Here is a 12,018-nt window from a genome sequence, read left to right as displayed (position 1 = left end):
GGAGTTGGGGGAATCTCAGCTCCTTTTATGAGTATGATAGTTGGACATGGAATTGACATCGAAGAATTGGCTTCGATAGAAAAAGCAGTTACACGACATGAGGGCTTTGCTAAGCGCGTGCTGACCCCTAAAGAAATGGAGCATTTTACCAGTCTTAAAGGGCGCAGACAGATCGAATACTTGGCAGGCCGCTGGTCAGCTAAGGAAGCCTTTTCCAAGGCTGTGGGGACAGGAATTGGCAAACTGACCTTTCAGGATTTGGAAGTCTTGAACAACGAAAAAGGGGCTCCCTATTTTAGTCAGGCACCATTTTCAGGGAAGATTTGGCTGTCTATCAGCCATACAGATCAGTTTGTGACAGCCAGTGTCATTTTGGAGGAAAATCATGAAAGCTAGCCCACATAGACCAACCAAGGCTCTGATTCATCTGGGAGCTATTCGACAAAATATTCAGCAAATGGGGGCTCATATCCCTGAAAGAACGCTCAAGTGGGCAGTGGTCAAAGCCAATGCCTATGGTCATGGGGCTGTTGCCGTTTCCAAGGCTATTCAGGATGATGTTGATGGATTTTGTGTTTCCAATATTGATGAAGCTATCGAACTTCGTCATGCTGGACTTAGCAAGAAAATCCTCATTTTAGGAGTTTCTGAAATCGAAGCTGTTGCTCTAGCTAAAGAATACGACATCACCTTGACTGTGGCTGGACTGGAGTGGATTCAAGCGCTCTTAGCTAGGGAGACAGATTTATCTGGCTTAACAGTTCACCTCAAGATTGACTCAGGGATGGGTCGGATTGGTTTTCGAGAGGCCAGTGAGGCTGAGCAGGCTCAAGCCTTGCTCCAACAACACGGTGCTCGTGTTGAGGGGATTTTTACTCACTTTGCTACTGCAGATGAAGAATCAGATACCTATTTTAATAACCAGTTAGAACGATTTAAAACTATTTTGGCAAGTATGAAGGAAGTGCCAGAGATGGTTCATGCCAGCAATTCTGCCACGACTCTTTGGCATGCAGAGACTATTTTCAATGCAGTCCGTATGGGAGACGCCATGTATGGCCTGAATCCCAGCGGAGAGGTTTTGGACCTGCCTTATGATCTGACACCAGCCTTGACCTTGCAATCTGCCCTTGTTCATGTCAAGACAGTGCCAGCTGGAGCTTGCATGGGCTATGGAGCAACTTATCAGGCGGATAGCGAGCAAATCATCGCGACTGTGCCAATCGGCTATGCGGATGGTTGGACACGAGATATGCAAAATTTTTCCGTCTTGGTAGACGGACAAGCTTGCCCAATCGTCGGCAGGGTTTCGATGGACCAAATCACTATTCGATTGCCTAAGGTTTACCCGCTAGGGACCAAGGTAACCTTGATTGGCTCCGATGGTGACCAGGAAATCACAGCTACTCAGGTAGCGGCCTACCGTGGAACTATTAACTATGAGGTCGTTTGTCTCCTCAGCGATCGCATTCCTAGAGAATATTATTAAAAAGAAAGGAGTGGAGCATGAATCTACATCAACCCTTACATGTCTTGCCTGGTGTGGGACCAAAGTCAGCAGAGAAATACGCTAAACTAGGAATTGAAAACTTGCAAGACCTCTTGCTCTACTTTCCTTTCCGTTATGAAGATTTCAAAACCAAGCAAGTGCTGGAACTGGAAGATGGAGAAAAGGCTGTTCTTTCTGGTCAAGTCGTGACTCCTGCCAGTGTCCAGTATTATGGTTTTAAGCGCAATCGCCTGCGCTTTAGCCTCAAGCAGGGAGAAGTCGTTTTTGCGGTTAATTTCTTTAACCAGCCTTATCTAGCAGATAAGATAGAATTGGGAGCAACTCTTGCCGTTTTTGGAAAATGGGACCGTGCCAAGGCCAGTCTGACTGGGATGAAGGTTCTAGCTCAGGTGGAAGATGACCTCCAGCCTGTCTATCGTCTGGCTCAAGGAATCAGTCAGGCCAGTCTGGTCAAGGTCATCAAGACGGCTTTTGATCAGGGACTGGACCTCTTGATAGAGGAAAACCTTCCCCAGTCTTTGCTGGACAAATACAAACTCATGTCCCGTTGTCAGGCAGTTCGTGCTATGCATTTTCCAAAGGATTTGGCAGAATACAAGCAGGCCCTTCGCCGTATCAAGTTTGAGGAACTCTTTTATTTCCAAATGCAATTGCAGACGCTCAAGTCTGAAAATAGAGTTCAAGGAAGTGGTCTGGTTCTGGATTGGTCTCAGGAAAAAGTGACTGCCGTTAAAGAAAATCTTCCTTTTGCCCTGACTCAAGCTCAAGAAAAGAGTCTGCAGGAGATTTTGACCGACATGAAGTCCGACCACCACATGAATCGTCTCCTGCAAGGAGATGTGGGGAGCGGGAAAACAGTAGTCGCTGGTTTGGCTATGTTTGCGGCGGTGACGGCTGGCTACCAGACGGCTCTCATGGTGCCAACAGAAATCCTTGCTGAGCAACACTTTGAAAGTCTACAGAGGCTCTTTCCAGACTTGAAACTCGCTCTCTTGACAGGATCCCTGAAAGCTGCAGAAAAAAGAGAAGTCTTGGAGACCATAGCAAAGGGTGGGGCTGATTTGATTATCGGAACCCACGCTCTGATTCAGGATGGGGTGCAGTATGCTCGGCTAGGCTTAATTATCATCGATGAGCAGCACCGTTTTGGTGTGGGGCAAAGGCGGATTTTACGTGAAAAAGGCGACAATCCAGATGTCCTCATGATGACTGCGACTCCCATTCCACGAACCTTAGCCATCACAGCCTTTGGAGATATGGATGTTTCCATTATTGACCAGATGCCAGCAGGTCGGAAACCCATTGTGACACGTTGGATCAAACATGAGCAACTACCTCAGGTGCTGACTTGGTTAGAGGGAGAAATTCAAAAAGGTTCGCAAGCCTATGTCATCTCCCCCTTAATTGAAGAATCTGAAGCTCTGGACCTTAAAAATGCCATTGCCTTATCAGAGGAGTTGACGGCTCATTTTGCAGGCAAGGCCGAAGTGGCTCTTTTACATGGTAAGATGAAGAGTGATGAAAAAGACCAAATCATGCAGGATTTCAAAGAGAGAAAAACAGATATTCTGGTTTCGACAACGGTTATCGAGGTTGGGGTCAATGTCCCTAATGCGACCGTCATGATCATTATGGATGCCGATCGGTTCGGTCTCAGCCAACTTCACCAGCTCAGAGGTCGTGTCGGTCGGGGGGACAAGCAGTCTTATGCTGTTCTTGTGGCTAATCCCAAGACGGACTCTGGGAAGGACCGCATGCGCATCATGACAGAAACCACCAATGGATTTGTCCTTGCGGAGGAAGATTTGAAAATGCGCGGATCGGGTGAGATTTTTGGAACCAGACAGTCAGGACTTCCAGAGTTTCAAGTGGCTGATATTATCGAAGACTTTCCGATTTTAGAAGAAGCCAGGAAGGTTGCCAGCTACATTAGTTCGATAGAAGGTTGGAAAGAGGATCCGGAGTGGCACATGATTGCTCTCCACCTAGAAAAGAGAGAACATCTGGATTAAGCCTTTTCTAAGAAATTTATAAGCTAGCTTTTAGGTTTGGGTCTTATACTAGAGTCATCAAAAAGAAACGAGGATTATCACATGACTATTAAAGTAACCTACCAAAAGAAATTCCAAACCGTCAAACTAGAGAAAGGAGCTAGCACCTATTGATACACAGAGAGCGGAAACGCTCTTTTTATTTTCAAAACTACTTTCAGACGATCAGTTTGAGGGAGGAGAATCTAAAATCACTTTCTGTTTACCATTCTTTCTTGCATTGCTTTTCTAGATATGCTACAGTTATGATAGCGATTACAAATCAAAAGGAGCATGCTATGAAAAATCCAGCTTTGTTAGAAGAAATCAAGACCTATCTAGGACGGGATGAGGTTCCAGAAGATTTTGATGCTTTCTGGGATGAAAAGGTCGAAAAAGTTTCATCTCCTCCAGCCTACCAGTTGGAGGAAAGGGATTTTAACATTCCTCAAGTCAAGTGTTATGAACTGACCTTTGAAGGAACTAATGAAGGCAAGGTCTATGCACGAATCGTCCTTCCAAAGACTGAGGAGAAGGTTCCGTTAATCTTCCATTTCCATGGTTATATGGGACGTGGCTGGGACTGGGCTGATATGCTGGCCTATACTGTGGCTGGTTACGGTGTTGTTTCCATGGATGTGCGGGGCCAGTCGGGCTATTCGCAAGACGGAATGCGCTCTCCACTAGGAAATACGGTGAAGGGGCACATCATCCGTGGTGCTGTGGAAGGTCGAGAACAGCTCTTTTATAAGGATGTTTATCTGGATATTTACCAGTTGGTTGAAATTGTTGCTAGTCTCCCTCAGGTGGATGAGGAAAGACTTTCTAGCTATGGTGCCTCACAAGGAGGAGCTTTAGCCTTGGTTGCAGCAGCGCTCAATCATCGGATTCAGCGAACAGTTGCCATCTATCCCTTCTTGTCAGACTTTAGACGAGTGCTTGAGATTGGCAATACCAGTGAAGCCTATGACGAACTCTTCCGTTATTTCAAGTTTCACGATCCCTTCCATGAAACAGAGGAGGAAATCATGGCGACCCTTGCCTATATCGATGTGAAAAATCTTGCCCATCGCATTCAAGGTGAGGTCAAGATTATTACGGGCTTGGATGACGATGTCTGCTATCCTATTACCCAGTTTGCGATTTACAACCGTCTAACTTGCGACAAGGCCTATCGCATCATGCCAGAGTATGCTCACGAAGCCATGAATGTTTTTGTCAATGACCAAGTTTATAACTGGCTCTGTGGTAGCGATATTCCTTTTAAGTACGTAAGATAATGAATGAGAGAGCCCAGGAGCTCTCTTTTTATGTCCAAAACCTGAAAGTACTTTTAGAAAATTTAAAATATTAAAATATTCTTAAAAGTAAAATCTATTCTGTGGGAACACAGATATAAATATAAGACTTTATTGTATAATAAAGGAAAAGTCACTTGTGAAAGGAGGAAAAAGGCTGCCGGGTGGTTAAAAACTCGAGCTCAGCAGAAAATGGGAGAGGATTGGGAGCTCTCATTGAGTTGGTTACTTTCTTGTAAAAACTTGTCTCTTGAAGAGACAATAAAAATTTTTAAAGAAAAAAGAAAGCGCTTTATTATATGGAAAATGAAAGGACAAACATGAATTACAAATATTTAAATCGGAAACAGCGATACGGAATTCGAAAATTTGCAGTCGGTGCAGCATCGGTAGTGATTGGTACAGTGGTATTTGGAGCAAATCCAGTCTTAGCTCAAGAGCAAGCCAATGCAGCAGGAGCCAATACAGAAACTGTCGAACCTGGTCAAGGTTTATCAGAATTGCCAAAAGAAGTGTCCTCGGGAGATCTTGCTCATTTGGATAAGGATTTGGCTGGTAAATTGGCAGCAGCTCAAGACAACGGCGTTGAGGTGGACCAAGATCATTTGAAAAAAAATGAGAGTGCAGAATCAGAAACTCCATCCTCTACGGAAACCCCTGCAGAAGAAGCAAATAAGGAAGAGGAATCAGAGGATCAGGGTGCTATTCCTCGTGACTATTACTCAAGAGATTTAAAAAATGCTAATCCTGTCCTTGAAAAAGAAGATGTTGAAACCAATGCAGCAAATGGTCAGAGAGTTGATTTATCAAGTGAACTAAATAAACTAAAGCAACTAAAAAATGCTACAGTTCACATGGAGTTCAAACCAGATACATCAGCTCCACGCTTTTACAATCTCTTTTCTGTATCCAGTGACACCAAGGAAAATGAGTACTTTACTATGTCGGTCCTTGATAATACAGCTCTTATTGAAGGGCGTGGCGCTAATGGAGAGCAGTTCTATGATAAGTATACAGATGCTCCTTTGAAAGTTCGCCCTGGACAATGGAATTCCGTGACCTTTACTGTCGAACAACCGACAACGGAGTTACCTCATGGTCGAGTTCGTCTCTATGTGAATGGTGTCTTATCCCGTACAAGTCTCAAATCTGGTAACTTCATTAAAGATATGCCAGATGTTAATCAAGCTCAACTTGGAGCAACCAAACGGGGCAATAAAACAGTTTGGGCATCAAATCTACAAGTTCGAAACCTAACTGTTTATGATCGTGCTTTAAGCCCAGATGAAGTTCAAACACGGAGTCAATTATTTGAAAGAGGTGAATTGGAACAGAAACTTCCTGAGGGAGCAAAAGTCACTGAGAAAGAAGACGTCTTTGAAGGTGGTAGGAACAATCAACCAAATAAAGATGGTATCAAGAGTTATCGTATCCCAGCTCTTCTCAAGACAGATAAAGGAACGCTGATTGCAGGAACGGATGAAAGACGTTTGCACCATTCTGACTGGGGAGATATTGGGATGGTTGTTCGTCGCAGCTCAGATAATGGAAAAACATGGGGAGACCGAATCGTAATCTCAAATCCTCGTGACAATGAGCACGCTAAACATGCAGATTGGCCATCTCCAGTCAATATTGATATGGCCTTGGTGCAAGACCCTGAAACAAAGAGAATTTTTGCAATTTATGACATGTTCCTTGAAAGTAAGGCAGTATTTTCATTGCCGGGGCAAGCTCCGAAAGCTTATGAACAAGTGGGAGATAAAGTTTATCAAGTTTTATATAAGCAAGGAGAATCAGGTCGCTATACAATTCGAGAAAACGGAGAGGTTTTCGACCCTCAAAATAGAAAGACAGATTATCGTGTTGTCGTTGACCCTAAAAAACCAGCCTACAGCGATAAGGGAGATTTGTATAAAGGGAATGAGTTAATCGGAAATATTTATTTTGAATATAGCGAAAAGAATATTTTTAGAGTTTCCAATACCAACTACCTATGGATGTCCTACAGTGATGACGATGGGAAGACTTGGTCTGCACCAAAAGATATTACACATGGGATTCGGAAAGATTGGATGCACTTCCTAGGAACTGGACCTGGTACGGGGATTGCCTTACGTACAGGACCTCATAAGGGAAGACTTGTGATTCCAGTTTATACAACAAACAACGTTTCCTACCTAAGTGGTTCTCAATCATCTCGTGTAATTTATTCAGATGATCATGGAGAAACATGGCAAGCAGGGGAAGCAGTTAATGATAACCGCCCAGTAGGCAACCAAACCATTCACTCTTCAACCATGAATAATCCAGGTGCCCAAAATACGGAGTCGACTGTTGTTCAGTTGAATAATGGGGATCTCAAGCTCTTTATGCGTGGGTTGACTGGTGATCTTCAGGTTGCGACCAGTCATGATGGAGGAGCAACGTGGGATAAGGAAATCAAACGATATCCTCAAGTAAAAGACGTTTATGTTCAAATGTCCGCTATTCACACCATGCATGAAGGCAAGGAATACATTCTACTCAGCAATGCTGGTGGTCCTGGACGAAACAATGGTTTGGTTCACCTAGCTCGTGTTGAGGAGAATGGTGAGTTGACATGGCTGAAACACAACCCTATACAAAGTGGTAAGTTTGCTTACAACTCACTCCAAGAACTCGGAAATGGCGAATATGGTTTGCTTTATGAGCATGCGGATGGCAATCAAAACGATTATACTTTATCCTATAAGAAATTCAACTGGGATTTCTTAAGCAAAGACAGAATTTCTCCTAAAGAAGCAAAAGTAAAATATGCTATCCAAAAATGGCCAGGTATTATTGCCATGGAGTTCGATTCGGAAGTATTGGTCAACAAGGCTCCGACCCTTCAATTGGCAAATGGTAAGACAGCAACCTTTATGACCCAGTACGATACAAAAACTCTCCTATTCACAATAGATCCAGAGGATATGGGTCAAAGAATTACAGGTCTTGCAGAGGGTGCAATTGAAAGCATGCACAATTTACCAGTTTCTTTAGCTGGATCTAAACTAAGCGATGGTATTAATGGCAGTGAAGCTGCTATCCATGAGGTGCCGGAGTACACAGGTGGTGTCAATGCAGAGGAAGCAGCAGTTCATGAAGTTCCGGAGTATACAGGTCCAATGGCAACAGTAGGTGAAGAACCAGCTCCAACAGTAGACCAGCCTGAATTCACAGGAGGTGTCAATGCTGAGGAAGCCCCAGTGGCAGAAATGCCAGAGTACACAGGTCCAATGGCAACAGTGGGTGAAGAAGTAGCTCCAACGGTTGAAAAACCTGAATTCACAGGTGGTGTCAACGCTGTTGAAGCGGCAGTCCATGAACTTCCAGAGTTTAAAGGTGGCGTTAATGCGGTTCTAGCTGCATCTAACGAGCTTCCGGAATATAGAGGAGGTGCTAACTTTGTCTTGGCAGCTTCAAATGACCTGCCAGAGTATAAGGGTGGTGTCAATGGTGCTGAGGCAGCAGTCCTTGAAGTGCCAGAGTACAAGGGAGACCCCAATCTAGTATTAGCAGCTGCAGACAACAAACTGTCTCTAGGCCAAGATGTGACCTATCAAGCGCCAGCAGCTAAACAAGATGAACTTCCGAATACGGGAAGTAAGGAAACAAACTCACTGATTTCTCTTGGTATTGCAGGTGTTCTTTTATCCTTGTTTGCATTTGGCAAGAAGAGAAAAGAATAATAAGTAAAAGCTATTTGAGTAACTCTCAGAAGAGATAGCAGGTTTTTCAGCCTGCTATCTTTTTTTATGACATTCAGGTTGATTAGAAATCATAAGAAGTCTGAAACTACTTTCAGGATAGTCTGTTCTATAAAATAGTTTTGAAACTGAAATCTATTCTACCACAAGCTATTGAAAGCGCTTAACAAATGATATATAATAAGCCCATAAGAACAAGAAAGGGAGGAAAGAGGATGCCACAGATTAGCAAAGAAGCCTTGATTGAACAAATCAAAGATGGAATCATTGTCTCTTGCCAGGCACTTCCTCACGAACCGCTTTATACAGAAGCGGGAGGAGTCATTCCCTTGCTAGTCAAAGCGGCTGAGCAAGGTGGAGCAGTCGGTATCCGAGCAAACAGTGTTCGTGATATCAAGGAGATTAAGGAGGTTACGAAACTACCGATTATCGGGATTATCAAACGTGACTATCCGCCACAGGAGCCTTTCATTACAGCAACTATGAAAGAAGTTGATGAATTGGCTGAACTAGACATCGAGGTCATTGCCCTGGATTGTACCAAACGTGAACGTTACGACGGTTTGGAAATCCAAGACTTTATCCGACAAGTCAAAGAAAAATATCCGCATCAACTCTTAATGGCTGATACTAGCACGTTTGAAGAGGGTATAGCAGCAGTTGAAGCAGGAATTGATTTTGTTGGAACAACCCTATCAGGTTATACCTCTTATAGTCCTAAGGTAGATGGTCCAGACTTTGAACTGATCAAAAAACTCTGCGATGCCGGTGTGGATGTCATCGCTGAAGGGAAGATTCATACACCAGAACAAGCTAAGCAAATCCTTGAATATGGGGTGCGAGGTATCGTTGTTGGTGGAGCGATTACTAGACCAAAAGAGATTACGGAACGCTTTGTTGCCGGTCTTAAATAACACAATCTCAAAACAGAGGAGAGTGGTTGATGCGTCGGACAAAATGAAAACGTATACAAATATAAAGAACTCATTATCCAATATGGATACGCTTATCAATTAGGAGAATATAAATGAAATTTAGAAAACTAGCTTGTACAGTACTTGCGGGTGCTGCGATTCTTGGCCTTGCGGCTTGTGGTAACTCTGGTGGAAGCAAAGATGCTGCAAATTCTGGTAGCGATAGCGGAAAAACAGAAATCACTTGGTGGGCATTCCCAGTCTTCACACAAGAAAAAACTGGTGACGGTGTTGGAACTTATGAAAAATCAATCATCGAAGCTTTTGAAAAAGCAAATCCAGATGTAAAAGTGAAATTGGAAACCATCGACTTCAAGTCAGGTCCTGAAAAGATCACAACAGCCATCGAAGCAGGAACAGCGCCAGACGTACTCTTTGACGCACCAGGACGTATCATCCAATACGGTAAAAATGGTAAATTGGCTGAGTTGAACGACCTTTTCACAGACGAATTCGTCAAAGATGTGAACAACGAAAACATCGTACAAGCAAGTAAGGCTGGAGACAAAGCCTACATGTATCCAATCAGTTCAGCACCATTCTACATGGCAATGAACAAGAAAATGTTGGAAGATGCTGGTGTAGCTAACCTTGTTAAAGAAGGTTGGACAACTGATGACTTTGAAAAAGTTTTGAAAGCCCTTAAAGATAAAGGCTACACTCCAGGTTCATTGTTCAGTGCTGGTCAAGGGGGAGACCAAGGAACACGTGCCTTCATTGCAAACCTTTACGGTGGTTCTGTAACAGACAAAGACGTAACTAAATATACAACTGACGATCCTAAATTCGTCAAAGGTCTTGAAAAAGCGGCTAGCTGGATCAAAGATGGTTTGTTGAACAACGGTTCACAATTTGACGGTGGAGCAGACATCCAAAACTTTGCCAACGGTCAAACTTCATACACAATCCTTTGGGCACCAGCTCAAAACGGTATCCAAGCTAAACTCTTGGAAGCAAGTAAGGTAGAAGTGGTAGAAGTACCATTCCCATCAGATTCTGGTAAACCATCTCTTGAATACCTTGTAAACGGATTTGCAGTATTTAACAACAAAGACGATAAGAAAGTCGCAGCTGCTAAGAAATTCGTTCAATTCATCGCAGATGACAAAGAATGGGGTCCTAAAGACGTAGTTCGTACAGGTGCCTTCCCAGTTCGTACTTCATTTGGCAAACTTTATGAAGACAAACGTATGGAAACAATCAGTGGCTGGACTAAATACTACTCACCATATTACAACACTATCGATGGATTTGCTGAAATGAGAACACTTTGGTTCCCAATGTTGCAATCTGTATCAAATGGTGACGAAAAACCAGCGGATGCTTTGAAAGCCTTCACTGAAAAAGCTAACGAAACAATCAAAAAAGCTACAAAACAATAAGCACTAAGTCAGATTGATTCCCCCCTTTTCCCTGTGCACTATGGTGTAAGAAAAGGGGGACTTTTGTTTGAAATGGTAGGAACTGTCACGAAATTAAAATGAAGTTCTTACATAAGCGAATCTTAAAAAATTTCATTTTGGTTTTAAAACAGTTCAAGAAAATCAAAAACTATTCTATTTGAAAGAGAGGTGCCGACTGTGAAAGTCAATAAAATTCGTATGCGGGAAACAGTGATTTCCTACGCTTTCCTAGCACCAGTGTTATTCTTCTTTGTCATCTTTGTCTTGGCTCCTATGATTATGGGATTCATTACAAGTTTCTTTAACTACTCCATGACTAAATTTGAGTTTGTAGGCTTGGACAACTACATTCGCATGTTTAAAGACCCTGTCTTTGTGAAGTCTTTGATCAATACCGTTATCCTGGTTATTGGATCTGTTCCGATTGTGGTTCTCTTCTCGCTCTTTGTAGCATCTCAAACCTATCATCAAAATGCCATTGCCCGTTCTTTCTATCGTTTCGTCTTCTTCCTTCCTGTAGTTACAGGTAGTGTTGCCGTAACGGTTGTATGGAAATGGATCTATGACCCCCTATCAGGGATTCTAAACTTTGTCCTTAAGTCAAGCCATATCATCAGCCAAAACATTTCTTGGCTGGGTGACAAAAACTGGGCTTTGCTAGCGATTATGATCATCCTTTTGACAACATCTGTTGGACAACCGATTATTCTTTATATCGCTGCCATGGGGAATATTGACAACTCACTTGTTGAAGCAGCGCGTGTTGACGGTGCGACTGAGTTTCAAGTCTTCTGGAAGATCAAATGGCCTAGCCTTCTTCCAACAACTCTTTACATCGCGATCATCACAACCATCAACTCATTCCAATGTTTCGCCTTGATTCAGTTGTTGACTTCTGGTGGTCCAAACTACTCAACAAGTACCTTGATGTACTACCTTTACGAAAAAGCCTTCCAATTGACAGAATACGGCTATGCCAATACCATCGGTGTCTTCTTGGCAGTGATGATTGCCATTGTCAGCTTTGCTCAATTCAAGATCCTCGGAAACGACGTAGAATACTAAAGAAAGG

At 43.2% G+C, this 12,018-nt stretch carries 8 protein-coding genes; all 8 read left to right on the top strand.

Going from position 1 to position 12,018, the window contains the following annotated elements:
- Window positions 1-33 precede the first annotated feature (33 nt).
- The 8 genes from acpS (at window position 34) to A0739_RS00640 (ending at window position 12,011) form a co-directional block, all read left to right on the top strand.
- Window positions 34-396: a holo-ACP synthase gene (gene acpS, locus A0739_RS00680; RefSeq protein WP_061586725.1), complete on the top strand. Its 363-nt coding sequence runs from the start codon at window positions 34-36 to the stop codon at window positions 394-396.
- On the top strand, window positions 386-1,489 hold the full coding sequence (alr, locus tag A0739_RS00675; protein ID WP_061586724.1) for an alanine racemase: 1,104 nt from the start codon (window positions 386-388) through the stop codon (window positions 1,487-1,489). The genes acpS and alr overlap by 11 nt, the downstream gene beginning before the upstream one ends.
- 17 nt (window positions 1,490-1,506) lie before the next feature.
- Window positions 1,507-3,522, top strand: coding sequence for an ATP-dependent DNA helicase RecG (gene recG / locus A0739_RS00670; RefSeq protein ID WP_061586723.1), 2,016 nt, complete (start codon window positions 1,507-1,509; stop codon window positions 3,520-3,522).
- 317 nt (window positions 3,523-3,839) lie between these two features.
- Window positions 3,840-4,820, top strand: a complete 981-nt coding sequence (locus A0739_RS00665) for an acetylxylan esterase (protein ID WP_061586722.1) — start codon at window positions 3,840-3,842, stop codon at window positions 4,818-4,820.
- A gap of 338 nt (window positions 4,821-5,158) precedes the next feature.
- Complete coding sequence (locus A0739_RS00655; protein WP_061586720.1) at window positions 5,159-8,551, top strand: SIALI-17 repeat-containing surface protein; 3,393 nt, start codon at window positions 5,159-5,161, stop codon at window positions 8,549-8,551.
- Between the two features lie 233 nt (window positions 8,552-8,784).
- Window positions 8,785-9,483, top strand: coding sequence for an N-acetylmannosamine-6-phosphate 2-epimerase (locus A0739_RS00650; protein ID WP_001135644.1), 699 nt, complete (start codon window positions 8,785-8,787; stop codon window positions 9,481-9,483).
- Between the two features lie 113 nt (window positions 9,484-9,596).
- Window positions 9,597-10,925, top strand: a complete 1,329-nt coding sequence (locus A0739_RS00645) for an ABC transporter substrate-binding protein (protein WP_061420357.1) — start codon at window positions 9,597-9,599, stop codon at window positions 10,923-10,925.
- 219 nt (window positions 10,926-11,144) lie between these two features.
- Window positions 11,145-12,011: a carbohydrate ABC transporter permease gene (locus A0739_RS00640; protein WP_161801140.1), complete on the top strand. Its 867-nt coding sequence runs from the start codon at window positions 11,145-11,147 to the stop codon at window positions 12,009-12,011.
- The last annotated feature ends 7 nt before the right edge of the window (window positions 12,012-12,018 follow it).

Source organism: Streptococcus oralis, from assembly GCF_001588645.1.
In the GTDB taxonomy this organism is placed as follows: domain Bacteria; phylum Bacillota; class Bacilli; order Lactobacillales; family Streptococcaceae; genus Streptococcus; species Streptococcus oralis_AB.
This window is presented reverse-complemented; position numbering and strand designations above follow the sequence as displayed.

Bases quoted from the DNA above. Each gene is read 5' to 3' on its own strand.
- A0739_RS00655 (WP_061586720.1), top strand. From the start codon at position 5,159: ATGAATTACAAATATTTAAATCGGAAACAGCGATACGGAATTCGAAAA.
- A0739_RS00650 (WP_001135644.1), top strand. From the start codon at position 8,785: ATGCCACAGATTAGCAAAGAAGCCTTGATTGAACAAATCAAAGATGGA.
- recG (WP_061586723.1), top strand. From the start codon at position 1,507: ATGAATCTACATCAACCCTTACATGTCTTGCCTGGTGTGGGACCAAAG.
- acpS (WP_061586725.1), top strand. From the start codon at position 34: ATGATAGTTGGACATGGAATTGACATCGAAGAATTGGCTTCGATAGAA.
- A0739_RS00640 (WP_161801140.1), top strand. From the start codon at position 11,145: ATGCGGGAAACAGTGATTTCCTACGCTTTCCTAGCACCAGTGTTATTC.
- A0739_RS00645 (WP_061420357.1), top strand. From the start codon at position 9,597: ATGAAATTTAGAAAACTAGCTTGTACAGTACTTGCGGGTGCTGCGATT.
- alr (WP_061586724.1), top strand. From the start codon at position 386: ATGAAAGCTAGCCCACATAGACCAACCAAGGCTCTGATTCATCTGGGA.
- A0739_RS00665 (WP_061586722.1), top strand. From the start codon at position 3,840: ATGAAAAATCCAGCTTTGTTAGAAGAAATCAAGACCTATCTAGGACGG.